At 67.8% G+C, this 23,808-nt stretch carries 21 protein-coding genes and 2 tRNA genes; 2 read left to right on the top strand and 21 right to left on the bottom strand.

Going from position 1 to position 23,808, the window contains the following annotated elements:
* Positions 1-65: 65 nt before the first annotated feature.
* The 15 genes from ccmC to AC0CH3_RS01655 all read right to left on the bottom strand — a co-directional run bounded on the left by ccmC (position 66) and on the right by AC0CH3_RS01655 (position 13,709).
* Positions 66-791 (bottom strand): heme ABC transporter permease CcmC, encoded by a 726-nt coding sequence (ccmC, locus tag AC0CH3_RS01725; protein WP_354301602.1) that lies wholly within the window; start codon positions 789-791, stop codon positions 66-68.
* A gap of 137 nt (positions 792-928) precedes the next feature.
* On the bottom strand, positions 929-1,978 hold the full coding sequence (locus tag AC0CH3_RS01720) for a Leu/Phe/Val dehydrogenase (RefSeq protein ID WP_056015793.1): 1,050 nt from the start codon (positions 1,976-1,978) through the stop codon (positions 929-931).
* A gap of 149 nt (positions 1,979-2,127) precedes the next feature.
* Positions 2,128-2,204 (bottom strand) — tRNA-His (locus AC0CH3_RS01715).
* Between the two features lie 64 nt (positions 2,205-2,268).
* Positions 2,269-2,976 (bottom strand): type II secretion system protein N, encoded by a 708-nt coding sequence (gene gspN, locus AC0CH3_RS01710; RefSeq protein ID WP_465237505.1) that lies wholly within the window; start codon positions 2,974-2,976, stop codon positions 2,269-2,271.
* Between the two features lie 11 nt (positions 2,977-2,987).
* Positions 2,988-3,464 carry a type II secretion system protein GspM gene (gspM, locus tag AC0CH3_RS01705; RefSeq protein ID WP_354301598.1) on the bottom strand — a complete coding sequence of 159 codons (477 nt, stop codon included), beginning with the start codon at positions 3,462-3,464 and terminating at the stop codon, positions 2,988-2,990.
* A 2-nt stretch (positions 3,465-3,466) separates the two neighbouring features.
* Positions 3,467-4,555 carry a type II secretion system protein GspL gene (gspL, locus tag AC0CH3_RS01700; RefSeq protein ID WP_354301596.1) on the bottom strand — a complete coding sequence of 363 codons (1,089 nt, stop codon included), beginning with the start codon at positions 4,553-4,555 and terminating at the stop codon, positions 3,467-3,469.
* Positions 4,552-5,547 (bottom strand): type II secretion system minor pseudopilin GspK, encoded by a 996-nt coding sequence (gene gspK / locus AC0CH3_RS01695; RefSeq protein ID WP_354301594.1) that lies wholly within the window; start codon positions 5,545-5,547, stop codon positions 4,552-4,554. The genes gspL and gspK overlap by 4 nt, the downstream gene beginning before the upstream one ends.
* Positions 5,534-6,280, bottom strand: coding sequence for a type II secretion system minor pseudopilin GspJ (gene gspJ / locus AC0CH3_RS01690; RefSeq protein ID WP_354301592.1), 747 nt, complete (start codon positions 6,278-6,280; stop codon positions 5,534-5,536). Before gspJ ends, gspK begins: the two co-directional genes overlap by 14 nt.
* Positions 6,277-6,714, bottom strand: coding sequence for a type II secretion system minor pseudopilin GspI (gene gspI / locus AC0CH3_RS01685; RefSeq protein ID WP_354301590.1), 438 nt, complete (start codon positions 6,712-6,714; stop codon positions 6,277-6,279). Before gspI ends, gspJ begins: the two co-directional genes overlap by 4 nt.
* Entirely contained in the window at positions 6,704-7,192 is a 489-nt protein-coding gene (locus AC0CH3_RS01680; protein ID WP_354301588.1) for a GspH/FimT family pseudopilin, read from the bottom strand. The genes gspI and AC0CH3_RS01680 overlap by 11 nt, the downstream gene beginning before the upstream one ends.
* 61 nt (positions 7,193-7,253) lie before the next feature.
* Positions 7,254-7,709, bottom strand: coding sequence for a type II secretion system major pseudopilin GspG (gene gspG, locus AC0CH3_RS01675; protein WP_082445719.1), 456 nt, complete (start codon positions 7,707-7,709; stop codon positions 7,254-7,256).
* An 8-nt stretch (positions 7,710-7,717) separates the two neighbouring features.
* Positions 7,718-8,944, bottom strand: coding sequence for a type II secretion system inner membrane protein GspF (gene gspF, locus AC0CH3_RS01670; RefSeq protein ID WP_354301586.1), 1,227 nt, complete (start codon positions 8,942-8,944; stop codon positions 7,718-7,720).
* A gap of 9 nt (positions 8,945-8,953) precedes the next feature.
* Positions 8,954-10,597, bottom strand: a complete 1,644-nt coding sequence (locus tag AC0CH3_RS01665; RefSeq protein ID WP_354301584.1) for a GspE/PulE family protein — start codon at positions 10,595-10,597, stop codon at positions 8,954-8,956.
* Entirely contained in the window at positions 10,594-12,831 is a 2,238-nt protein-coding gene (gene gspD, locus AC0CH3_RS01660) for a type II secretion system secretin GspD (RefSeq protein ID WP_465237504.1), read from the bottom strand. The genes AC0CH3_RS01665 and gspD overlap by 4 nt, the downstream gene beginning before the upstream one ends.
* A gap of 41 nt (positions 12,832-12,872) precedes the next feature.
* Complete coding sequence (locus tag AC0CH3_RS01655; protein WP_465237503.1) at positions 12,873-13,709, bottom strand: type II secretion system protein N; 837 nt, start codon at positions 13,707-13,709, stop codon at positions 12,873-12,875.
* 139 nt (positions 13,710-13,848) lie between these two features.
* Here AC0CH3_RS01655 and AC0CH3_RS01650 point away from each other — a divergent pair, with 139 nt between their 5' ends.
* Positions 13,849-14,565: a prolyl hydroxylase family protein gene (locus AC0CH3_RS01650; RefSeq protein WP_354301578.1), complete on the top strand. Its 717-nt coding sequence runs from the start codon at positions 13,849-13,851 to the stop codon at positions 14,563-14,565.
* Between the two features lie 661 nt (positions 14,566-15,226).
* Here AC0CH3_RS01650 and AC0CH3_RS01645 read toward each other — a convergent pair.
* A complete protein-coding gene (locus tag AC0CH3_RS01645; protein ID WP_354301576.1) occupies positions 15,227-18,019 on the bottom strand; it encodes a TonB-dependent receptor domain-containing protein in 2,793 nt (930 codons plus the stop codon).
* A gap of 95 nt (positions 18,020-18,114) precedes the next feature.
* Positions 18,115-19,734 (bottom strand): hypothetical protein, encoded by a 1,620-nt coding sequence (locus AC0CH3_RS01640; protein WP_354301574.1) that lies wholly within the window; start codon positions 19,732-19,734, stop codon positions 18,115-18,117.
* A gap of 327 nt (positions 19,735-20,061) precedes the next feature.
* Here AC0CH3_RS01640 and AC0CH3_RS01635 point away from each other — a divergent pair, with 327 nt between their 5' ends.
* Positions 20,062-20,397 (top strand): DUF6481 family protein, encoded by a 336-nt coding sequence (locus AC0CH3_RS01635; RefSeq protein ID WP_056015824.1) that lies wholly within the window; start codon positions 20,062-20,064, stop codon positions 20,395-20,397.
* 291 nt (positions 20,398-20,688) lie between these two features.
* Here AC0CH3_RS01635 and ahpF read toward each other — a convergent pair whose 3' ends face one another.
* From ahpF to AC0CH3_RS01615, 4 genes are all read right to left on the bottom strand, one after another.
* Positions 20,689-22,272, bottom strand: a complete 1,584-nt coding sequence (gene ahpF / locus AC0CH3_RS01630) for an alkyl hydroperoxide reductase subunit F (protein WP_465237502.1) — start codon at positions 22,270-22,272, stop codon at positions 20,689-20,691.
* A 208-nt stretch (positions 22,273-22,480) separates the two neighbouring features.
* Positions 22,481-23,044, bottom strand: a complete 564-nt coding sequence (gene ahpC / locus AC0CH3_RS01625; RefSeq protein WP_031396422.1) for an alkyl hydroperoxide reductase subunit C — start codon at positions 23,042-23,044, stop codon at positions 22,481-22,483.
* Between the two features lie 188 nt (positions 23,045-23,232).
* Positions 23,233-23,307, bottom strand: a tRNA-Val gene (locus AC0CH3_RS01620).
* A 72-nt stretch (positions 23,308-23,379) separates the two neighbouring features.
* Positions 23,380-23,652 (bottom strand): HU family DNA-binding protein, encoded by a 273-nt coding sequence (locus tag AC0CH3_RS01615; RefSeq protein ID WP_056015835.1) that lies wholly within the window; start codon positions 23,650-23,652, stop codon positions 23,380-23,382.
* Positions 23,653-23,808 lie beyond the last annotated feature (156 nt).

The raw sequence follows: 23,808 nt of genomic DNA, 5'->3' as shown, positions 1-23,808 counted from the left end.
CAACGCGACCACGCCGCCGCCGCCGAGCGTCACGCCATAGGCCGCGATCACGAAGGGCCAGGCGGTCATGACCGCGCCATCCGCCGCATCCGAGCCTCGGCCTTGGCCAGTGCGAGGATCGTCCGCATCCGCATCAGCACGATGCCCGCGAACAGCAGCGTGAACCCCAGAAGCATGATCGGCAGCGGCCACAGGATCGCACCGGCAATGCTCGACTGCGTCAGGCCGATGCTCGGCCCCTGGTGCAGCGTGTTCCACCAGACCACCGAATAGCGGATGATCGGCAGCAATACGGATCCCGCGACGCCGTACAGCGCGGGGATCCGCCCGTCGCCGCCACGATCCGCGTCCGCCTTCGCAAGCGCCATATAGCCGAGATACACGAAGAACAGCAGCAGCATCGACGTCAGCCGCCCGTCCCACTCCCACCACGTTCCCCAGGTCGGCCGCCCCCAGATCGACCCGGTCGTCAGGCACAGCGCCGCGAAGACCGCCCCCGGCAGCGCGATCGCGCGCGCGGCGATCGTCGCCAGCGGGTGCCGCCAGACGAGCGCCATGATGCTGCTGATCGCGATCCCGCTCCATCCGCCCATGCCCAGCCACGCTGCGGGAACATGGATATAGAGGATCCGCACCGTCTCGCCCTGGAGATAATCGGGGGGCGTCAGCGTCAACCCTGCCCAGCAGCCGATCGCGACAAGCACAACGCCTGCCCAGAACAGTAGGGGCGTCAACGGCTTGGCGATCTTCAGAAAGCGCGCAGGATTGGCGAAGGCATGGAGCGTAGGCACTGCCGCTCCCTTATCGGCTCATTGCCCGGCCGTCACGCGAGACTTCGCCCGACGACGGCAACGAAGACGCGGCGGAGACGCGGCGGAGACGCATGCCGGACAACGCCTCCGCCCATGACGCAACACGCGTCCCGAGCTTACCGCCCGATCAGCCGCTTCGCGATCGAGTCCGCGACATCCGACGACGGCTCGCCGCTGCGATCGCTTTCGTCCCAGACCTGGATCAGCCGCTCGGGAATGCGCGCGATCCGCGCCTTCACTTCGGCCTCGTCGCCCTGGCCGAGATATTCGAGCCCGACATTGATGATCCCGCCCGCGTTGATCACGTAGTCCGGCGCGTACAGGATGCCGCGTGCATGCAGCCGCGCGCCGTCTTCGCGCACGCTCAACTGGTTGTTCGCGCCGCCCGCGACGACCTTGGCCTTCAACGCGGCGATCGACATCTCGGTCAGGATCGCGCCGAGCGCGTTCGGGCTGAAGATGTCGGTCTCGGTCGTCAGGATCGCTTCGGCCGCAACCGCGGTCGCGCCGAGCTCGCTTGCCAGCGCCTGCGCGCGCGCCTCGTCGACGTCTGCCAGCGTCAACACCGCGCCGTCCTTTGCCAGCAGCCGCGCGAGCCCGCCGCCGACAGAGCCGACGCCCTGGATCGCGACGCGCACGCCCTTCATGTCGGTCGCGCCCAGCCCGCGCTGCGCCGCCGCCTTGACGCCCAGATAGATGCCGAGCGCGGTGTATGGCCCCGGATCACCACCCGCCGCGCCGCTAGCAACCGGCAGGCCCGAGACATACCGCGTCTGCGTCGCGATGACCTTCATCCGCTCCTCGGACATGCCGACGTCCTCGGCCGTCACATAGCGACCGCCGAGCGCCTCGACCGCGCGACCGAAGGCTTCGAGCTGCGCGGTCGTGATGACGTCGCCGGGCTTCGCCGCCAGCACGACACCCTTGCCGCCGCCAAGCTCGAGCCCGGCCATCGCGTTCTTGAAGCTCATGCCGCGCGACAGGCGCAGCGCATCGGTCACCGCGCGGCCATTGTCGGCATAATGCCAGAAACGCGTCCCGCCCGCCGCCGGACCAAGCTTGGTCGAATGGAGCGCGATTACCGCGCGCAGACCCGATTCGGGATCGGTAAAGCTGTGGACGCCCTCATGGTCGTCGAAATCGGGAAGGTCCCAAACCGCTGTCATCGCCGGCTCCGTCAGGAGGAATAAAATTGCTGTGAGGTGAAATATTATTTTCCGGCGCGATTTACCAGCGCAAAGCTGCACGATGCCAGGGACTTGGCAAAATAATGCCAGTGGGGAAAATAACGCCCGGTACCAGGACCGGGAAATAATGGGGCGACCGACGGGACTTGAACCCGCAACATCCGGCATCACAAGCCGACGCTCTAACCAATTGAACTACGATCGCCGCGAAGGCCCGTGCCCCTAAGCGGGCTGTCCGGGTCCGTCAAGCGCCGCGATGTCGCTCGCGTTCAAAAACTGCCCTCGATCGCCTGGCGGTATCCGCCTGCCCCCCGGACGAACCCGAGCGTTTCGAGCGTCTGCTGTGCAACCGGGTCGGTCGGCTGGAGCATCAGCTCTGCCCGATACCGTCCATCATTCTCCAGCCGCAGCGTCACGCCCTCGGTCCCCGCCTGGCTGATGAGCGGCAGGATCACCGCGCTCCCGTCGCACCGCGGCGTGCCCGCAACCGACTGCGGCAGCGTGATCCCCGCCACCGTCCCGCCGAGTGTCGCCCGCACGCGCCCCTCCGCACTCTGGCACTGGCCGTCGGCGAACCCCACAGTGACCGCCTCAAGCTCCAGCGCGGTCACCGGGACGGGCGCGAACACCGCCCCCGCCGCGATCGTCCCGCTCAGTGCATCGACGCCAAAACCGTGCCGGCTGACGCTGGCGGCGCCGCGCAGCGCCCCGGGCAGTCCGTCCGGCCCTGCCAGTACGATCCGCGCCTTCCCGACCAGCAGTGGCAGCGGCGACAGCCGTGCGTGTAGCGACCCGAGCGCGACGTCGCCGAACCGGGCATCGGTCAGCGTCGCACCCCAGATCGTTCCCGTGACGCGCCGTGCCACCAGGCCCGCGTCACCGACGCCGAACCAGCCGAGCGCCGCGCGCATCGGCAGGAACACGAGCAGCGCAACGACCAGCATCGCCCCGAACAGCGCGGTCGGTCCGGTTTTCAACCTGATCCGCCTCATGAGGCGCGCGCCTTCAGCGTCATCGTCGCGCTCACCGTCCGGTCGCCCGAATTGATCATGGTCGCCGAAACCACCAGAATCCCCGCGCGTTCCAGCCGTGCCAGCCAGGCGGTCAGCGCTGCCGGGCGTGCCGAGGGGATCGCGATCCGGACGCGGTCAGGCCCATCCTGATCGAGGCTTGTCACGGCGAACCCCGCGACATCTGCCTGCACACGAACCACGTCGGCGAGCGCGCCCGTCAGCGGCGCGGGCCGCGTGCGTTGCGCCTCGCGCAGGATCGCGACCTGCGCCTGTGTCTCGCCCAGCCGCGTCACCGCGCTCGCATGCCGTTCACGCGCGCTCGACAGGCCGTCGCCGACGGGCCGGATCACGGCGCCCCAGATCAGCGTCAGCACCGCCAGCGCCGCCATCGCGACGAGCAGCCGCTTTTCCCGCAGCGATCGTCCCTCGAACCAGTGCCGCAGTCCTGTCATCGTCACGCGCCCCCACCGGTGCTGAGCGTCAAATCGCCGGCGACACGCCCATCGGCCGCCTGGAAGACGCCCGCCTGGACCGTGAACCCGGCCGCCTCGAACGCGGTCTTCAAATCGGTCGCGAGCGATTCGCGCTCGACGGCCACGCTCAGCCTCACGGTCCCGTTCGGCTGGAAATCAAGCGCGGTGATCTCGCTGCCGGGCACTGCGCGCACCACCGCGAAGATCGCCGCGCTGGTTGCGCTGAACCCCAGCCCGGGGCCGCGCACGCGCGACAGCCGCTCGTCGAGTTGCCGCGTCGCATCGGTCACCGTCTCACCGCGCGGCAGGCCCGATCTTGCAACGAGGTCCGCCTGCGTCGCGAGCATATCCGCACCAAAGCTGTATTTCGCGATCCGCACCAGCGAGATCGCTAGCGTCACCGCCAGGATCAGCCCGGCAAGCACCGCCAGCCGCCGGATCAGCGCCCAGTCGAGCGCGAATCGCCGCCGCCGTGCGAACACCCCCTGCCGAAGGTCGAGGGACGGTGCCGCGGCTGCCCCGACCAGCGCCGCTTCCAGGTCTGCGCGCTCGATCGGGACCGGCGCGCTGTCGCCCGTGACGAGCGCGGTCATCGGCGCCTCGTCGGCGAACCCGCACGTCGTCCCGCGGATGATCGCGCTGCCCGCCAGGACGGTGCCGACATATCCCTCGTCCGGGCGTGGCAGCAGCATCGGTGCGGGGATGACCGCGACCGGATCGATCCCCGCCTCCGCGAGCATCCGCAGCCAGCCGAGCATCACCGCGCTGCCGACCACGCCGATCGGTCGTTCGGCGTTGCCCTCGTCGCCGACGACGACGTGAAGCTCGGCCAGCGGCGCGGCGCTCGCCTCGGCGACGAGCAGCCGCGCCGCCGCGGTCGCCTGCGCGGGGCTGCGCGACGGAAGCTCGGCCCAGTGGAGCGTCACCGCCTCGGCCGGGGCGACTGCGATCGTCGCGCCATCGGGATCGGGCGCGGGGATCCCCTCGCCCTCGTCGACGACGCGCCTGTCCGCCATGCGGATCCAGCGATAACCGGTCTCGCCGGACGGAAGGAACACCAGGGTCGTCATGAGTCCTCGCCCCATTGCCGCGATACGAGCCGCGCGGGAAGCGTCGTCGCATCGATCAGCGCATGTTCCTGCAAAACCGTCGTGCCGATCGTCACGTCGATCTGCAGCGTGAACCATTTCGACACGATCGCGGTCCCGCGCTCGCCATCCGCATTGGCATTGCCCTGCAGCGCCGCGCTCTTGAAGAAAACATCGGTGCTGCCAACGCCCTGCGGCGGGCGCTGAAGGATCATCTGGCGCGCGCCGGCGATCGACATCGTGTCGGGGAACAGCATCGCGAGGATCGGCGCCTGTTCGGGGAGCAGCGTGTTGACGTTGATCGGCGCGGCCTGCGCTATGGGCAGCGTGCATATCCACGGCTTCAGCGTCGCATAGATTTGCGGCGTCATTCCCACCACCGCGCGAATCTCGCTCGGGTCGGTCATCAGCGTGTCCGCGGTCCGGTACGGCGTCTCGCGGTTGAGATACGCGGCATCCTCCGCCCCCATCGCCTGCTGCGCCTGATCGCTGTCGATCCAGTCGGCGGTCCCCGCCGCGATCTGTTCGGCAACCTGCACGGGCACGTCAAGCAGCCGCATCAGCCGGACGAATTGCGGGCGCATCAGCGGGTCGGTGACATAGGCCCCCGCCCGACCACTCACGAGGCTGTTGAGATTGAAGCAATTCCCGCCGTCGCGCACCCGCGCGGTTGCAAATCCGCCACCCGGCAACGGCATCCCGAACGGCCGGCCGCTCCAGTCGCCCTGCAACGTCACGCGTTTCGGGCTCGCCTCCAGCATCGCCCCGATCCGCGTCGTCGCAAGCGTCTCGGCGGCCAGCGCATAGGCGCGCGCCTGTTCGCCCGCTGCCGCATTGCCGGCCAGTCGCGTCGACAGCCGCAACTTCTCGAGCGCCGCACCCGCCATCACCGCGATGATCGCCACCAGCATCAGCACGGTCAGCAACGCCGCGCCCCGCTCATGGACCGGCGCCCCGACGTCACGGCGTTTCATTGACGACCTCCTGCGGCGGCGGTGCATAGCCCGATCCGACGAGGAACATCTGGCGGAACAGCGTCCCGTCGGTGCGTTGCAGCGTGAGCTCGAGCGCCTCGGGCAATGGCACACCCTGCAGGCCGTCCCACCGGTCGCTCCACGCGCCCGCCAGCCGATAGCGCAGCCCGATGCGCGTCACCCCCGCCATCAACGCGGCGGGCGGCAGCGGGCTCGCGCCATCGACCATCGGATAGGCGATCCGCTGCACCACGCCGTCGCTCAGCCGATAGGCGACCTTCTGCGCGTTCGATCGTGCCGCACCGTCGATATTGGTCCAGCCCCCGCGGACCAGCCGCAGAATCGGGGCGTCGCCGCTGCCACTTCCGCTGTCGCCGACGAACGCGGGAATCGGCGCACCCGATTCGTCCCGCGCGGCCCGCAGCGACGCCTGGCCGAGATCCGCCGACAGAATCGACAGCGTTCGCGTCAGGGCGCCGATATCGTCGAGCCGCGCGCCCGTCGCGCGCTGCGCGGTCACGCTGAACGACAGGATCGCCGCCCCCGCCGCGGCGATCATCCCGAAGATCATGAGCGAGACCATCACCTCGACCAGCGTGAAGCCGTGCTCGGCGGACCGTCGATCGTCTTTGAATGCATGTTCGAAACGTTGGCCGCTCTCGGGCGTGAACGACACAGCCGCGCCGTGCGCGCGCGCGTACTTCCTGAACGAGGCAACGCGCCGCCCACTCATGTCGACGCCGCCACTGCCGTAGCCTGGCGCGGCGCAGGACGGATCATCGTCGATCGGCCGAGGATTGCGCCGCTGCGGTTCGCCACCGTGACGTCGATCCGCAGCACCTGCGATCCGCCCATCGCGCGCACGCTGCGCATCCAGGCCCAGCTTCGCCCGCCATTGGTCTCCGCACCCGCGACCGCACCGGCGGTCGGCGGCTGCGCGGCGGTCACCGCGTCGATCGCGACGTTGCGCGCGACCATCTGCGCGATCAGCGTATCGTCGAGGATCGTCGCCCCCCGGATTGTCGCGCTCTCCAACCTGACGAGCGCCATCGCCGCGAGGCTGAACACCGCCAGCGCGACCATGATCTCGATAAGCGTGAAGCCCCGTTCCGCGCGGCGGATTCGCCCCGCGCGCAACGGCGCGCGCCGCGTTCGTTCAGCGCGCATCGGCGCGCACGCTGCCATCGGCGTCGATCGTGACGCTCGCCTCGGCTCCACCGCGGCTAAGCGCCACCGCCGCCGGGCGATCGACAAGACCCGTCGGATCGAACGTCACCCGCACGCGGCCGCTCAGGTCGCCGATCGTCGCGCGCGTGCCTTCGGTCCAGCGTTCGACGCGCAACGGCTTCTCGCTGATCGGCGTCCAGCCGCCCGCAAGCCGCCGGTCGAAGCCGTAGCCGCCCCCCGTGATCCACACGCTGACCGGTCGCGCCTCGACGATCGCCGAGTCATGCGCAGCGCGCACCCGCGCAGCAAAGCGCGTCGCCTCGTCGAACACGCGGCCGCGCGGATCGGGCATGACGAACACCGCCACGGCCGATGCCAGCCCGATGATCGTGACCACGACCATCAGCTCGACCAGCGTGAAGCCGTGTTCGGCGGAACGCTTCAAGGAGGTGAAGCCGTGTTCGCCGGAACGCTTCACGGGCGAGAAGCCGCGCCGATCCCCGCCGGCGCGAACACCGACGGGACGCCCGGCCAGAGGCTTACTGCCAGCTGCCGATATCGGCATCGATCCCCTCGCCGCCTTCCTTGCCGTCGGCGCCGAAGGTCCAGACGTCGGCCTCGCCATGCGTGCCCGGCGAGGCATAGAGATACGGACGACCCCAGGGATCGTTCGGCAGCTTCTTCAGATACCCGCCCCGCTGGTAACGCGACGGATCGGTCAGCCCGGCCGGCGCCGTGACAAGCGCGTTCAACCCCTGTGACGTGTTCGGAAAGGTCATGTTCTGAAGCTTGTACAGCTCCAGCCCGCCCTCGATCTGCGCGATGTCGGCCTTGGCCTTCTGGATCCGCGCGGTATCGCCCGATGGCAGCACGTTGAGTGCGACGATCGTGGCGAGCAGGCCGATGATCACGATCACGACCATCAGCTCGACCAGCGTAAAGCCCGCTTCGCGCTTCCTGGAGAGTACGGGACGCTTTTTCTGTTCGGTACGCATACGAGACCTCATTGTCCGGCCAGCGTGTTGAGCTGGAGGATCGGGAGCAGGATGGATAACACGATCGTCGCGACGATGCCGCCCATCACGACGATGATCAGCGGTTCGAGCAGCGACAAGGCGGTGGCGGTAAACCGGTCGAACTCGCGCTCGAGATAGTCGGCCGCGCGCTCGAGCATCTCGTCGAGCCGCCCCGCCGCCTCGCCCGATGCGGCGAGGTAAGTCAGCAGCGGAGGGAACACGCCCGCGCGCCGCATCGCCGCCGACAGGCTGCCACCGCCGCGAATCGCCTCGACGATCTGGTCCGACGCGAGCCGGAGGCGGCGGTTGTGGATCGTGCTGGCGGTCAGGTTGAGCCCGTCGAGCAGCGGCAGGCGGCTCGCGACCATCGTCCCGAGCGTGCGCGCCATCCGCGCCGCATGCAGGTCGCGCAGCAGCCGCCCGAGCAGCGGGATCCGCAGCAGCCAGCTGTCGAAGGCAAGCCGGATCGACGGGTCCTTCAACGCCTGCCAGCCACCCAGCGCGGCGACCGCGACGACAAGCAGCATCACCCACCAATAGCCGACGAGGAACGCCGAAAACGCCATCACCATCCGCGTCAGCAGCGGCAGTTCCTGGCCGACCGTATCGAACTGCTCGACCACCTGCGGCACCACAAACATCATCAGCGCGGTGACGACGCCCAGTGCAACCAGCGCGAGGATCGCGGGATAGGCGAGCGCGGTGATCAGCTTGCCGCGAATCTCCGCCTGCCGCTCGAGCAGCGCCGCCAATCGGTCGAGGATCGTCGGCAGCGACCCCGAACTCTCGCCCGCAGCGACCATCGCGCGGTAGAGCGGCGGAAAGCTTTTCGGCTCGCGCGCCATCGAATCGGCGAGCCGCCGGCCCTCGACGACGCCGGCGTGAACATGCTGGACGATCGCGCGGACGCTGTCCTGCTCGGTCTGTCGCGTGATCGTGCGGAGCGATTCCTCGAGCGGCGACACGCGGTTGAGCGTCGCCAGCTGGCGCGTGAACAGCGTCAGGTTCTTGCCCGACATCTTGGGCTTGCCGAGCTGCAACCCGAACAGCGGGCGGCCCTTGGTCGCTTGGGGCGGCGCGCCCGGGGTGATCTTGACGACGTAGAGCTTGCGCGCGTCGAGCGTCGCGCGTGCGGTGTCGATATCGGACGCGGCGACATGGCCGCGCCGTTCGGCACCCTTGGTATCGATGGCGAGATAGTCAAAATCAGCCATGCGGGTGCATCACGCCGCCGGCTCGTCGACGATCTCGGTCGTATCGCGCCGCGACACGCGAACGGCTTCCTCGGCCGTCGTCTGGCCGGACAGCACGAGGTCGCGCGCGGACTGTCCAAGGTTCGGCGACCGCGCGAACGCGTGCGCCGTAATCGCGGATTCATGGCCGTCGGTGTTGATCAGGCGGCGGATCGTGTCGTCGACGCGGACCGCCTCGAACACGCCGATCCGGCCCTTGTATCCCGTCTGGTTGCAGTCGTCACAGCCTTGCGCGACATAGACCACCGCATCGGGTGCGATCCCCAGCAGCGGCGCGACCGTCTCGGACGCCGCCACGGGTTTCCGGCAGGTCGGGCACAGCCGCCGCACCAGCCGCTGCGCGATCACCGCGCGGAGCGTCGAGGCGAGCAGGAAGCTCTCGACCTTCATGTCGCGCATCCGCGTGATCGCGCCGATCGCGTCGTTGGTATGGACGGTCGACAGCACGAGATGCCCGGTCAGCGACGCCTGCACCGCGATCTCGGCGGTCTCGCGGTCGCGGATCTCGCCGACCATCACCACGTCGGGATCCTGACGCAGGATCGCGCGCAGCCCCGCCGCAAACGTCAGCCCGACCTTCGGATTGACCTGCGTCTGGCCGACCCCGTCGACCGCATATTCGACCGGATCCTCGACCGTCAGGATGTTGCGGCTGCCGTCGTTGAGCAGGCGCAGCGCGGCGTAGAGCGACGTGGTCTTGCCCGAGCCCGTCGGACCGGTGACGAGGATGATCCCGTTGGGCTCGCTCAGCGCCTCGTTGAGCAGCGCGAACAAAGCGGGCGGCAGGCCGAGCGCCTTGAGGTCGATGCCGGCATTCTCCTTGTCGAGGATACGAAGCACCACGCGTTCGCCCGCGCGGCTCGGGAGTGTCGAGACGCGGACGTCGAGCAGCTTGCCACCCAGCGTCAGCCCCATGCGGCCGTCCTGCGGCACGCGCCGCTCGGCGATGTCGAGCCGTGCCATCACCTTGATCCGGCTGACGACGACCGGCGCGACGTTGGGCGGCATGCGCAGCGTCTCGCGCAGCACGCCGTCGATCCGCATCCGGACGACGAGTCCCGTTTCATACGGCTCGATATGGATGTCCGACACGCCGTTGCGCGCCGCGTCGGCGATGATCCCGTTGATCAGCCGGATCGCGGGCGCATCGTCCGCCGTATCAAGCAGATCCTCCGCGGTCGGCATGTCGCCCGCAAGCAGGTCGAGCTCGTCGCCCATCCCGACCGCCGCCAGCGCATTGGCCTGTCCGTCCATCGCATAGACGTTCGACAGCAGCCGGTCGAACGCGGGCGCCTCGACCAGGCCGACATCGAACGCGCGGCCGAGATAGCGGCGCAGTTCGAGCAGCACCTTCGGATCCGCCCCCGCGCGCATCGCGATCGTCAGCTGCGAGTCGGTCTCGGTGTGATCGACGACGACCCCGAACTTGCGCGCAAAGGCATAGGGGATGGTGATCTGGGGCAGCGCAACCTCAAGCCCCTCCCCTTCAGGGGAGGGGTTGGGGGTGGGGCCTGTGGCGAGAATTGCGTCGCTCGCGGCATCGCCCCACCCCAACCCCTCCCCTGAAGGAGAGGGGCTTTGGTCGCCCAGCGCACGCCCCTCGCGGATAATCATTTCTTCACCGGCCGGAACACCGTCGTCGAGGTCCGCACCGGCACCGCGATCCGAGGGTCCTCGATGTTCCCCGGCACAGGGCCAGACGGGATCGGTGGCGCGGCGCCGAGGTAGTCGCGGACCAGCTGGTCGATCGACGGTTCGCGCTCGGGCTCGGCGAGCCCCTGCTGCAACCGCAGATAGCCGTAACGCTGCTCGGTGATCCGCCGGCTGTCCGCGGCGGTGCGCAGGATCGTCGGGCGGATGAAGATCATCAGATTGGTCTTCGAGCGCTGTTTCGCCTTCGACGTGAACAGGTGCCCCAGCACGGGCAGGTCGCCGAGCAGCGGGATCTTCTCGATCGTCCGCCGCTCATTGTCGTCGAGCAGCCCGCTGATCACCGCGATCTGCCCATCGTCGACGGTCCGCGTCGTCTCGACCTCGCGCTTGTTCAGGATGAGGTCGCTATTGTCGCTCGACACCGGTCCCGCGATCGAGCTGACCTCGAGGCGAAGGTTGAGCTTGACCGTGCCACTCGAATTGACCTGCGGCCGCACGGTTAGTTCGATGCCGACATTCTGCCGCTGCGTCGTGCGGAACGCGTTGTCGAAATTGTTGCTGAGCGCCTGCCCCGTCGTGATCGGGATTTCCTGCCCGACCAGGCTGTGCGCCTCCTGGTTGTCGAGCGTGACGAGATGCGGGACCTGCAACAGGTTCGACGTCGTGTCGCTCTTCACCGCGTTGATGATCGCGCCGAAGAAGGTGCTGCCGATCTTGCCGCCGAACCCGCCAAAGCCACCCGTCGCGGCGAGGATCGACGAGATCGCCGACTGCGCGAGCGAGTCCGCGGCGGCATTGGGCGTGTTGGTTTCCGTGCGCGTGCCATCGGGCGCGACGACCGTCGTGCCGTTGCCCGTGATCGAGCGCGCGCCGATCGCACCCGCGATCTGCAGGATGTTGGGCGCGGAGTTTGAGAAGGTCGACGCGCCGAACGCCCCGCCGCTGGGATCGCCGACGATGAACTGCGCGCCGAGCGTCCGCGCGGTCGTGTCCGACACCTCGGCGACGATCGCCTCGACCAGCACCTGCTCGCGCCGCGTATCGAGCTGGCGGACAACCTCGGCGAGCTGGCGCTGGATCTCCGCAGGCGCGGCGATGACGATCGCGTTCGCACCGACGAAGCGCGTGACGACCGCCGCGGTCCGTCCCCCGGCGGCGGTGATCGCCGGCTGGCCCGACCCCGATCCCGACGATCCGCCGCTGGTCTGGACCGGCTGGATCGCCTGCGCCTGCTGCGTGCCGCCAAAGCCCGATCCGCCACCGCCGTTGCTGCCGCTGTTCGCGCCGAAATTCGACCGCGACAACGCCTGCGTGGTCGGCTGGGTCGGCGTCTGCCCGACCAGTTCCTGCAACACCGGCAGCAATTGCTCGGCATCGGCGTTTTCGAGGAAGACGACCTTGATCTCGGTCCCGTTGCGCGCCTTCTGATCGAGATCGGCCGCCACCTGCGCCAGCCTCGCGACGGTCGTCGGGTCGCCGCGCAGCGCGACCGCGTTCGATCCCTCGACCGCGACCACCGATGCGCTCGGCCCGGTGGCAGCCGCGCCGCCGCCCTGCCCGCCGCCGGTGCCCGTCCCGATGAGCCCCTGCAGCGCGGTCGCGATCTCCTTCGCACTCGCATTCTTCAGTGCGACGACGCGCGTCGACGAGCTGTCGGTATCGATCCGGCGGATCACCTCGCGGATGCGGCGGATATTGTCGGCGAAGTCGACGACCACCAGGCTGTTGCCGCCGCGGTTCGCGGTGACCGACCCCTGCGCGCTGACCAACGGCCGGACCGTGTCGACCGCGCTCGTCGCGTCGGTCGATCGCAGCCGGATGATCTCGGTGACATAGCTGTTGCGCGCGGCACCCGCGACGCCGATCCGGCTCGGCTGCGACGCGGCATTGTCGAGCGGCTGCACCCTGAACGCGCCGTTCGACGTCGGCACCGCGACGAGCCCGTTGGCGCGCAGCGTCGAGAGGAACACCTCGAAATATTCCGACCGCGTCAGCGGCCGGTCGGTGACGACCGTCACCTTGCCCGCAACGCGGTTGTCGATGATGAACGTCCGCCCGGTGACCTTGGCGGCATCGGCAATAAAAGCGCGGATATCGGCATCGCGGACGTTGAGCGTCGTCTGCGCGCGCGCCTCGCTCGCGACGGCGAACGCCAGCACGGGCGCCAGAACCGAGGCGAGAACCAGTTTCTTCATTGCGGCCTTGGAGTTTCGAGAAGCGGGGGACGGCGAATGCGTCATTGCGGAGGGGCGATCGTGATGGCGAGCGGCAGCGTATCGGTGCCACGCTCGACGGTGATGGGGACGTTGCCGCCCTTGGCGAAATCGGTCGCGACGCGGTCGAGGTCGGCGGGGCCGCTGACGGGGCGCCCGCCGATCGAGGTGACGACGTCGCCGTCGCGCAGCCCCGCCTGGCGGAACGCCGCGCCCGACCCCTGCGATCGCACCGTCAGCCCGCTGACGCGGCCGCCGTCGATCCGCGGGATGAAGCCGATGTCGCTGCGCAGTTGACCGCTCTGGATGCCGGCGCCCGGCGCGGATGCGCCGCCGCCGATCGCCCCACCGGGCGCGCCCGTCGGCGACACGGGCGCGACCGCGTCCGACTGGTCGAGGAACAGGTCCTCGTCGACGCCGCCGCGATCGATCGTCACATGATCGAACGCGACCGCCTTGAGCGTGACGCCGGGCTGGATCTCCTCGCCGACGACGACGCTGCGCTGGACGCTGTCGGCCCCCGCGAGGATCGCCGAACTCCGTCCCGTCGCATCGTCGATCCGCGTGCCGAACAATGTCAGTTGCAGCGCGGTGACGGTTGCCGGCCCGGCGCTCGCGGGCGTGCCCAGGCGAAAGAACGGGTCGAACCCCCGCAGGATGTCGGCGGTCGCGCCCGCAACCGCGACCGGCGCCGGGCGCCACGCGCCGAGCGGACTGACCGGTGTCACCGCGACCCAGATCAGCCGCGCGCACTGCACCGCCAGCCCCGCCATCAGCGCCAGTTCGGCGGCCGAATAGATCGTGATCACGGGCAATCGTCGCAGGATGCGGCGCGCGCGCGCGTCGAACGTCAATCGCATCTGCAAACCCTCCCGCCACAGTCCCCGGCCACCCAGGCCCCCTGCCCGCCTAGGCATGCCATGTTACAGTTACGCGTCAAGGCGCCGATAGATTAATCCTGGTCTGGCGCAGCCGCGGATCGCTTGGCAAAACAGGACCATGGCCCAGACTCCCCCGCCGAACCCGACCCCGTCCAACCCGGCCCCGTCCAGCGTGGCCCCGACGGACACGCTCCCGCTCGGCAGCGGCCTTGCCGCCGCGCCGATCGTCTCGCGTCTGACGGCGGCGCCCGGCGTCCAGCGCGTACCGAGCCCCAAGCTCACGCTGTTTCTCAGACGCGGATTCCTGTCGCCCGCGCTTTGCGCCGCGTTGATCGAGCGGATCGACGACGTCCGCCGCCCCTCGACGATCTCGGATTCGAACGGCGACGCGAGTTACCGGACCAGCGAGACGGGCGACCTCGACCCCGCCGACCCCGTCGTGCTCGAGGTCGAGGCGCATATTGCCGCGCTGACCGGTCTCGACGGGATCTACGGCGAGCCGCTGCAGGGACAGCGTTATGCGGTCGGGCAGGAGTTCAAGGGTCATACGGATTATTTCGAGCCGACCGGTGTCGACTATGACCGCTATTGCAGCGTTGCCGGCAATCGCACCTGGACCGTGATGGTCTATCTGAACCAGCCCGAGGCGGGCGGCGCGACGCGGTTCAAGGCGATCGACAAGATCGTCCAGCCCGAGACCGGCAAGCTGCTCGCCTGGAACAACCGCCGACCCGACGGCACGCCCAACCCCGCGACGCTCCACCACGGCATGAAGGTCCGCAGCGGCGTCAAATACGTCATCACCAAATGGTACCGCGAACGGCCCTGGGGGTAGCCAGCCCCGTCATCCCGGGCTCGACCCGGGACCCAGGGCCAGGCAGCGCCGTCCTCCGCAATTCCGAATCCCAGCCCTCGCCAGGATGACGGAGAAGGAGGCTGGCGCGCAGCTCACCCCACCCACCCCGTCATCCTGGGCTCGACCCAGGATCCAGAGCCAAACAGCGCCGTCCTCCGCAACTCTGGATCCCAGCCTTCGCTGGGATGACGGGGAAGGGGGACGGCGCGCCGCTCACCCCACCCCAATTCCGTCATCCTGGGCTCGACCCAGGATCCAGAGCCGAGCAGCGCCGTCCTCTGCAACTCTGGATCCCAGCTTTCGCTGGGATGACGGGGAAGGAGGCCGGCGCGCCGCTCACCCCGCCCCAATTCCGTCATCCTGGGCTCGACCCAGGATCCAGAACCGAGCAGCGCCGTCCTCTGCAACTCGGGATCCCAGCCTTCGCTGGGATGACGGAGGAGGAGGACGGCGCGGCGCTCACCACCCCACCCCGTCATCCTGGGCTCGACCCAGGATCCAGAGCCAAGCAGCGCTATCCTCTGCAACTCTGGATCCCAGCCTTCGCTGGGATGACGGGCGGTGGCAGGCAAGTGACGGGCGGTGGCACGCGAAAGCCGGACCTCGCTTCCACTGCCCGAACCTTAGCCTCAGCCCGGCCTTAGAACGTCGTGCTCAGTCCCAGCGTGAACACCCGGCCAAGGTTATACCGGTTGATGAACACCTGCGCGCCGTTGTCGAAGGTCTGTCCCTCCTGGAACCGCGTGCCCGTCAGGTTGCGCGCCTCGGCCTTGAGCTCCCAGCGGCCGCCGACGAGGTCGAAGCCCTGCCGCGCAACGACGTCGAGGCGGATACCGGGCTTCTCGACGATGTCCGGCTGGAACCCGACGCCGCTGAGGTTCGACGGCCCGCGATTGGTCACGCGGTTGCTCGCATAGTTGAACAGCACCGTGACCTGCGACAGCGATGCCGTATCCTCGAGCCCGACCTGCACGTTGACGAGGTGATCCGACTGCCCGGTCAGCGACGCGCCGTCGCGGAACTGGAGCGCAGCCGGACCAAAGCCCGCCTGACACCCGCCGAGCGTCTGGTTGAGCACGTTCGGGACGCAGCTATCGTCCGCAGTGATCGACGACTTCGAATAGGTGTAGTTGGCGATGAACAGCGCGCGCCGCGTCGCGAAGAAGTCCGAATTGAGGAAATCGAGCGCGAAATATTTCTGGAGCTCGACCTCGGCGCCATACAGCGTCGCCTCGGGCAGGTTGGTGAAGCCGGTCTGCAACCGGTCGTCCGCGCCGGTGTAGAAGCCGACCTGCTCGACCGGGTTCTTGATCTCCTTGTAGAAACCGCCGAGCGTGAAGCGCTGGTCGCGCGCGAAGAACCACTCGTAACGGCCTTCGAGATTGTAGAGCTCCGAGTCCTTCAGCAGCGGGTTGCCGAAGAACAGCCGATCCGATTCGGGATCGCGGAACTGCTGCGGCGCGAGCTCGCGGAACTGCGGGCGCGAGATCGTCTTCGACGCGCTCGCGCGCAGCTGCATGTTGCTCGCGAAATTATAGGTGAGCGTCGCGGCGGGAAGAAAATAATCGTTCTTCAACCGCGTCGTCGTCGTGCCGATCGGCGTCACGCGCTCGTCCGCGGTCTCGTAGCGCACGCCGATCGTCGCGCGGACGCCGTCGGTGGCTTCCGCCTCGGCCTGCACATAGCCCGCATGGATGCGCAGCGACGCATCATAGGCATAGGCGCCGAGCGGCGTGTTGAACTGCAGCTGGATCTGGTTCGCGTTGAGCGAGTCGATCCCGAGCAGATAGTCGGGCCGCAACAGATTGTACGGATAGCCAGGCGCCGTGCCGCCGCCCGCGGCGGTCTGGTAATTGAACTGGAGGCGCGTCGAATTGCGCGTCGTGTCCGAATAGAAATAGCCCGTCGACAGCGTCATCGGCCGCTCGGTGTCGAGCTTGTACGACAGGTCGCCCTGCCCCGTGTACAGATCCTCGTTCAGGTCGCTGAAGATGATAGAGGCGAACGGCGTGAAGCGCTGCGTCACCTGGTACGCGCCGTTGCACTGCGCGCCGTCGGAGCCGTTGGGCGCCTCGACGCTGATCGGCAGACCGGTCGTCGTCGTCGCCGAGCACAGATAGTCGAACTGCCGCTCGTACGGCGCGTTGCGCTTCGAATTGGCATAGGCGCCGCGCGCGTCGAATTTGAGCGCGTCGGTCAGCTTGAACTCGCCGACCAGCTGGCTCTCGAACAACTGGCGTTCGAACCAGTTGGTGTTCTGCTGAAAACGCAGCCCGCTCGAATTGTTGTAGACCAGCGCGGACGATCCGCGCGCCTGTTTCAGCGTGTCGTGGATATAGACCGTGGTCGAACGGATCGTGTTTGGCCCGAATTCATAGCCGAGCCCGATCAGCGCGTTGGTGACGATCCGGTTGTCGGTCAGCAGCGTCTGGAAGTCGTTGCGCAGCGTACCATCGGTCGACACCGAATCCTGCTGCGTCGACGATCGCGTGCGGAACGTGTTGCTCGCGCTCAGCGACGCGATGACGCCCAGCCGGTCCGAACCGAAATTGAACACCGACCCGCCGCTGATCTCCCCGGACCAGTTCGCCGGCAGCTGGTTGTTGCGCTGGAGCAGGGTCGTGCTCGCGTTGCTGAGCTGCGCGACCTGGTCGGTCGGGATCAGTCCCGTTCCGTTCGGCGCGTTCTTGATGAAGGCGGGCACCTTGCGCGTGCCGTCGTCGAAGCCGATCCAGTCCGCATCGCCGCCATAATAGGTGTAGCCGAGCTCGCTGGTCGTCGCGGTATCCGCCGAGATCGAACCGCCGACGCTCAGGAAGTTCTTCTCGGGGATCGCCTTGGTCGTGAGGTTGATCACGCCGCCGCCGAACTCGCCGGGATAGTTCACCGAATAGGTCTTCTGGACCAGCGCCGATCCGACGATCGCGGTCGGAAAGATGTCGAGCGGGACCGAGCGGCGCAGCGGCTCGGGGCTCGGCAGTGGCGATCCGTTGAGCAGCGACGACGAATAGCGATCGCCCAAGCCCCGGACATAGACGAATCCGTTGCCGACGACGCTGAGCCCGGTGACGCGCGACAGCGCGCCGGCGATGTCGCCCTCGCCCGTCCGCGCAATGTCCGCGCTCGACAGCACCGAGACGATCTGTGCGGTCGCGCGCACGGTGTTCGGGATGTTGCGCCCGACGACGACGATGTCCTCGCCCGCCGCGGCGTCATAGCCCGGGCTCGAGACCTCGACCCCGGCTTGCGGCGTCGCATCCTCCTGTGCGGACGTGCCCGGCGTCGCGGCATTGGTCTGGGCGGCGTCGGCCTCGGGCGTCTGAGTCGGGCGCGGCGGTGCGGCCGGCGCGGGCGCGGTCTGGGCGAGCGCGGCCGGGGCGACCAGCGTCGAGGTGAGGAGGAGGAGCGTTCCGTAGGCGAGGCGCTTGGACATGGCCTGTAATCCCGATTCGATAAGTCATAGGCGAATGCCGGGACGGCCCCCCAAGGACCGCCCCGGCATCACGGCGCATTCAGATGGCGCCCGCCTCAGCGGCCCTGGCAGGCGAAGTAGATCGAGCTGAACGCGGGCGGCCCGACGTCCTGCAGCGCGGCATCCGCCGGCCGGACCGTGGTGCGGCCGCCCGTCGTCTGCTCGCCGGCGATCATGTTGACGCAGGCGACGTTCGCCGGAGTCTTCACCACGCCGTTGACGAAGGTCATGTCCGCACCACCGCGCAGGCGGATCGCGGCCGGGGCCAGCGCGGTCTGGATGAAGGTGAAGTTGGCGTAGCGGCCGAACGTGCGCGGCAGCAGATCCTCGGCATTGTTCGAGTCGATCTCGGTCGAGAACGAGTCCGCCGTCGCGCCGATCGTGCGCTGTGCCGCGATCATGAACTGGATGAAGCCGCGATAGCCATTGTCGATATCGAAGCCGTCGTCGTCCGCGCCGGTGATCGCGATATACTTCATGTTGCTCGTGCCGCCGAAGATCTCGACGCCGTCATCCGCCGAATTGTGGCTCTGGATGTGGTCGAGCACGGTGCCCGACCCGGTGCCGCCGAGCGTCAGGCCCTGCAACTCGTTGCCGTCGCTGATCGCGATGCCGCTGTAGCGGATCTGGACGAACTGCATCGTGCCGCTGCTGTCGTTGGCGGTCGGGCCACCGTAGAAGCGACCCGTGACGCCCTCGATCGCCTGCTGGCAGGTCGCGCTGCTGCCGGCGGCCGTGTTCGGACCCGTGCCGGTGGCGCAGACCGCGACCGGTGCGCGGCCGAGCATGACGATCCCGCCCCACTGGCCCTGCGTCGCGTCGCTGACGCCGTTCGACGCGAGGTTCTGCTGCGAGGTGAAGACGATCGGCGCGGTGGCGGTACCGACCGCGTTGATCTTCGATCCGCGGTTGACGATCAGCAGGTCGTTGGTCGTCTCGCTCGAATCCGCGGCGATCACGACGCCCGCCTCGATGTTGAGGATCGCATTGTTATCCGCGCCGGTCGTGCCGACGTCGGTGCCGACCTCGGTCTGCCCGCGCAGGCGATAGAAGACGCCCGCGATCTTCGGCAGGTTGAGCGTACCGCTGATCACCGTCGGCAGGCGGCACGCGCGGAACGTCGCAACCAGGCCGTCATCGGTCGTGCCGGTCGGGCAGACGCTCGCCGCGGTGACCGCGCCGACCGAGGGCACCGCGGTGCAGCGTGCGCCCGCGCCGCCAAATTCGGCCGAGGTCGAGTTGCAGGTCCAGCCCTGGAACGCGGTGTCGGTCGGGCCGTTGAGCGCGCCGACATAGTTGGTGCTGGTAAAGAAGCTGTTGAGCGTCGACGGGTCCATCGCGGTCGTCAGCGAGGTCGCCGCGACCGGATAGATGCCGTTGAGCGTATTGCTGACGCCGCTGACGTTGTTGTTCGTGCCGGCGTTGACGATCGCGAGCTGTTCGTCCGCGGTGACCGAGATGCCGTTGACCGGGGTGACGGCCGCGAACTGCGCCGCGGTGATCGCGGTCGGCGTGGGCGTCGGGGTCGGCGTGGGCGTCGGCGTCACCGCCGGCGGGTTGATGATGACCGAGCCTGCGCCCGGCGACGCGACGCTGTCCGCGCCTCCGCACGCCGAGAGCGCCGCACAGGCGGTGCTCGTCAGCAGGATAAGGCCGATGCGCTTGAAGCTGGTCATTCACGGAACTCCCGGTCGATCATTGATTGCGTGGATCGACTCGGGTCCCCCTGCCGATCTCGAGACCGCGGTTAGGCGGCACAGATGACAGTGCGATGCGGTTTTGGTGACGGTTGAATGACTGTAATATTGCAGTGCTGTGACGCTCGACGCGGGCGATGCGCGCTAAGCGGTTCTTGCGGCAGATTAGTTGGCGCGGCGCAATCCCAAACGAATCACCCGGCTTTCGCTGCGCGGCACAATGATTTAAGGAGCACGGACGCAAGCACGGCCCGGATCCGGGCAATCCCGCGGATTTCACCGCGATTACAGGAATTTTCGACGAGTATGGCCTCTTTCAAGGACCCCGGTTTTCAGGAACGTACTGCCTCCGCTAACGACGCGAAGCTGAAGGCGCTGGAGAAATTGCGCGCCAAGCCTGCGATCGATCCCGCGGTTGTCGCCGAGCGCGCCGCCGCCCGCGCCGCCAAGGAGGAAGCCGAGCGCGCCAAGCGCCAGGCCAAGCGCGATGCCGAGGAGGAGGCCAAGGCCGCCAAGAAGGCCGCCGCCGCCGAAGCCGCAGCGCGCGCGCTAGAGGCCGAAGCCAAGTCGCAAATGTCCGACGCCGACAAGAAGGCGCTCCGCGACGCCAAATACGCGGCGCGCAAAGCCAAGAAGAAGTAACGAAACGGCCGGGTAACCCCCGGCCGTTTTCTTTTGTGGTGCCGGGATGTCCGGTCACGGCCATCCCTCACCGTCATCCTGACGAAAGTCAGGACCCAGAGCCACGAACGCCCCCGCCCGCAACTCTGGATCCTGGATCAAGTCCAGGATGACGGAAGCGGGAGAGGCGCATTCCACAAACGCCCCGTCATCCTGACGAAAGTCAGGATCCAGAGCCACGAACGCCCCCGCCCGTAACCCTGGGTCCCGGATCAAGTCCGGGATGACGGAGGGGGTGAAGCCGCGCCCCCCTCAGGCGGCGAGCGCGTCCTGCTCTTCGGGCGCCAGCCGGATCATGTAATCGAACGCCGCCAACGCCGCCTTCGAGCCCTCGCCCATCGCAATCACGATCTGCTTGAACGGCACGGTCGTCACGTCGCCGCCCGCGAAGACGCCGGGGATCGACGTCTCGCCGCGGTGGTCGACCTCGATCTCGCCGCGCATCGTGAGGGCGACCGTGTCGGTCAGCCATTCGGTGTTGGGCACCAGCCCGATCTGGACGAAGATCCCCTCGAGCTCGACCTGATGCACCGTGTCGTGGTTGCGGTCCTTGTAGCTCAGCCCCGTCACCTGCTTGCCGTCGCCGAGCACCTCGGTGGTCATCGCCGAGGTGACGACCTTGACGTTGGGCAGGCTGGCGAGCTTGCGCTGCAACACCGCGTCCGCGCGCAGGTCGCTGTCGAACTCGATCAGCGTGACGTGCGCGACGAGGCCCGCCAGGTCGATTGCCGCCTCGACGCCGCTATTGCCGCCGCCGATCACCGCGACGCGCTTGCCCTTGAACAGCGGGCCGTCGCAATGCGGGCAGTAGGTCACGCCCGCGTTGCGATACGCCTCCTCGCCCGGCACGTTCATCTGCCGCCAGCGCGCACCGGTCGACAGGATCACGGTGCGTGCCTTGAGCGAGGCGCCGCTCGCAAGCTGCACCTCGTGCAGGCCACCGACCTGAGTCGCCGGGATCAGCTTGCTCGCGGTCTGCAGGTTCATCACGTCGACGCCATATTCGGCGACATGCTGCTCCATGTGCGCGACGAGCTTGGGCCCCTCGGTATGCGCGACCGAGATGAAATTCTCGATCGACATCGTGTCGAGCACCTGTCCGCCGAACCGCTCGGCGGCGATGCCGGTGCGGATGCCCTTGCGCGCGGCATAGATCGCCGCTGCCGCGCCGGCGGGGCCGCCACCGACGACGAGCACGTCGAACGGATCCTTGCCAGCGATCTTCTCGGCGGCGCGCGCGGTGCTGCCCGTGTCGAGCTTTGCGACGACCTGCTCGACGCTCATCCGGCCTTGCGCGAACGGCTCGCCGTTGAGGAAGATCGCCGGCACCGACAGGATGTTGCGGTTCGTCACCTCGTCCTGGAACACGCCGCCTTCGATCGCGACATGGCTGATCCGCGGGTTAATCACGCTCATCAGGTTCAGCGCCTGCACCACCTCGGGGCAGTTCTGGCAGCTGAGCGAGAAATAGGTCTCGAACGCGAAATCGCCGTCGAGCCCGCGGACCTGCTCGATCACCTCCTGCGTCAGCTTCGACGGATGCCCGCCGACCTGAAGCAAGGCGAGCACGAGCGAGGTGAACTCATGCCCCATCGGGATGCCGGCGAAGCGCACGCCGATATCGGTCCCGGCGCGGCGGATCATGAAGGACGGGCGACGCTTGTCGTCATCCTTACGGACCATCGTCACCGAATCGGACAGCGCCGCGATCTCGGTCAGCAGGCCCTCCAGCTCGCGCGACTTGGCGCCGTCGTCGAGCGAGGCGACGAGTTCGATCGGCTGGACGATGTTCGCCAGATAGGTCTTGAGCTGCGCGGTAAGGTTCACATCGAGCACGGACGCTCTCCTGTCGGGTGGAAGGAACGCGCGGCAGGCTGCCGTCGCGAAAATCGTCACCCCGGACCCGGTCCGGGGTCCACCGTGCCGCACGACATCGGGGCGTCATGCGGCAGGGTGGCTGCCGGACCGAAGTCCGGCAGGCCGGGGAAGGCGCGAACCCCTTCCCCTTTGGTGACGAAGCCGGGCGACCGGCTCCGTCAGTGGCTCAGATCTTGCCGACGAGATCGAGCGACGGGGCGAGCGTGGTCTCACCCTCTTCCCACTTGGCGGGGCAGACCTCGCCAGGGTGCGCTGCGATATACTGTGCGGCCTTGACCTTGCGCAGCAGCTCCATCGCGTTGCGGCCGACGCCTTCCGAGGTGATTTCCATCAGCTGGATCACGCCCTGCGGATCGACGACGAACGTGCCGCGATCGGCGAGGCCCTGGCCTTCGCGCATTACGTCGAAGTTGCGCGTGATGGTGCCCGACGGATCGCCCAGCATCGTGTAATCGATCTTGCCGATCGCCGGCGACGTGTCGTGCCAGGCCTTGTGCGAGAAGTGGGTGTCGGTCGACACGCTGTAGACCTCGACGCCCATCTTCTGGAACGCTGCATAATTGTCGGCCAGATCCTCGAGCTCGGTCGGGCAGACGAACGTGAAATCGGCGGGGTAGAAGAAGAAGACCGCCCACTTGCCCGTGACGTCGGCGTCCGACACCTCGATGAACTTGCCCTGGCGATACGCCTGGGTGGTGAACGGCTTCAGCTGGGTGCCGATGATCGACATGGGGTAGCTCCTCAAATTTGTGCGACGCATCATATATGGGATGCTGCGGCGCAGCGTGAAATGCAGAATGCCGATCTAGTACATTTACGCAGTCGATCACAGAGGCGTCAAAGATCGACTAAGACACTGAAAAGCCTGTAGAAACAGAAACGCCGGCCCGCTCGCAATGGAGAGGACCGGCGTAAATCTGGTGGGCGCGACAGGGATTGAACCTGTGACCCCACCCGTGTGAAGGGTGTGCTCTACCGCTGAGCTACGCGCCCGAAACTCGTTCGGAAGCGGGCCTTTAAGCGCGGCCGCCCGCGCTGTCCAGCCCTCTCGTCATGATCACCCGATCAGTTGACCGAATCCTTCAGCCCCTTGCCCGCCTTGAACTTGGGCTGGGTCGATGCCTTGATCGTCATCGGCTCGCCGGTGCGCGGATTGCGTCCGGTCGAGGCCTTGCGCTTCGAGATCGAGAAGGTGCCAAATCCGACGAGACGGACCTCTTCGCCCTTTTTGAGCGAAGCGGAGATCGCGTCGAATACGGCTTCGACCGCCTTGGTCGCATCGCCCTTCACCAGCCCGGACGTATCGGCGACCGTAGCGATCAGTTCCTGCTTGTTCATACTCTTAATCCCCCAGAGACTATCGAATCGCTCGCGACCGGATCGCGACCATGCTTCCCCGGCAGTAACCCGGCCAGCCGGTCTGCTGTCAAATTAATCCGCCGCACAAAGCTCTCGGCACGGCTGTTTCCCGTGCCGAGCCCAGCATTTACACGC

The sequence above is a fragment of the Sphingomonas sp. AC449 genome (assembly GCF_979253475.1).
Note: the sequence above shows the minus strand (reverse complement) of the source record. Positions and strands in the feature narration are given on the sequence as shown.

What these genes read in the sequence shown, in the direction of transcription:
- gspD (WP_465237504.1), bottom strand. Translation starts at nt 12,831, where the DNA reads ATGAAGAAACTGGTTCTCGCCTCGGTTCTGGCGCCCGTGCTGGCGTTC.
- AC0CH3_RS01640 (WP_354301574.1), bottom strand. Translation starts at nt 19,734, where the DNA reads ATGACCAGCTTCAAGCGCATCGGCCTTATCCTGCTGACGAGCACCGCC.
- AC0CH3_RS01645 (WP_354301576.1), bottom strand. Translation starts at nt 18,019, where the DNA reads ATGTCCAAGCGCCTCGCCTACGGAACGCTCCTCCTCCTCACCTCGACG.
- gspF (WP_354301586.1), bottom strand. Translation starts at nt 8,944, where the DNA reads ATGGCTGATTTTGACTATCTCGCCATCGATACCAAGGGTGCCGAACGG.
- gspM (WP_354301598.1), bottom strand. Translation starts at nt 3,464, where the DNA reads ATGACAGGACTGCGGCACTGGTTCGAGGGACGATCGCTGCGGGAAAAG.
- AC0CH3_RS01665 (WP_354301584.1), bottom strand. Translation starts at nt 10,597, where the DNA reads ATGATTATCCGCGAGGGGCGTGCGCTGGGCGACCAAAGCCCCTCTCCT.
- AC0CH3_RS01655 (WP_465237503.1), bottom strand. Translation starts at nt 13,709, where the DNA reads ATGCGATTGACGTTCGACGCGCGCGCGCGCCGCATCCTGCGACGATTG.
- gspK (WP_354301594.1), bottom strand. Translation starts at nt 5,547, where the DNA reads ATGAAACGCCGTGACGTCGGGGCGCCGGTCCATGAGCGGGGCGCGGCG.
- gspL (WP_354301596.1), bottom strand. Translation starts at nt 4,555, where the DNA reads ATGACGACCCTGGTGTTCCTTCCGTCCGGCGAGACCGGTTATCGCTGG.
- gspJ (WP_354301592.1), bottom strand. Translation starts at nt 6,280, where the DNA reads ATGAGTGGGCGGCGCGTTGCCTCGTTCAGGAAGTACGCGCGCGCGCAC.
- AC0CH3_RS01635 (WP_056015824.1), top strand. Translation starts at nt 20,062, where the DNA reads ATGGCCTCTTTCAAGGACCCCGGTTTTCAGGAACGTACTGCCTCCGCT.
- AC0CH3_RS01720 (WP_056015793.1), bottom strand. Translation starts at nt 1,978, where the DNA reads ATGACAGCGGTTTGGGACCTTCCCGATTTCGACGACCATGAGGGCGTC.
- gspG (WP_082445719.1), bottom strand. Translation starts at nt 7,709, where the DNA reads ATGCGTACCGAACAGAAAAAGCGTCCCGTACTCTCCAGGAAGCGCGAA.
- gspI (WP_354301590.1), bottom strand. Translation starts at nt 6,714, where the DNA reads ATGCGCGCTGAACGAACGCGGCGCGCGCCGTTGCGCGCGGGGCGAATC.
- AC0CH3_RS01615 (WP_056015835.1), bottom strand. Translation starts at nt 23,652, where the DNA reads ATGAACAAGCAGGAACTGATCGCTACGGTCGCCGATACGTCCGGGCTG.
- AC0CH3_RS01650 (WP_354301578.1), top strand. Translation starts at nt 13,849, where the DNA reads ATGGCCCAGACTCCCCCGCCGAACCCGACCCCGTCCAACCCGGCCCCG.
- ahpC (WP_031396422.1), bottom strand. Translation starts at nt 23,044, where the DNA reads ATGTCGATCATCGGCACCCAGCTGAAGCCGTTCACCACCCAGGCGTAT.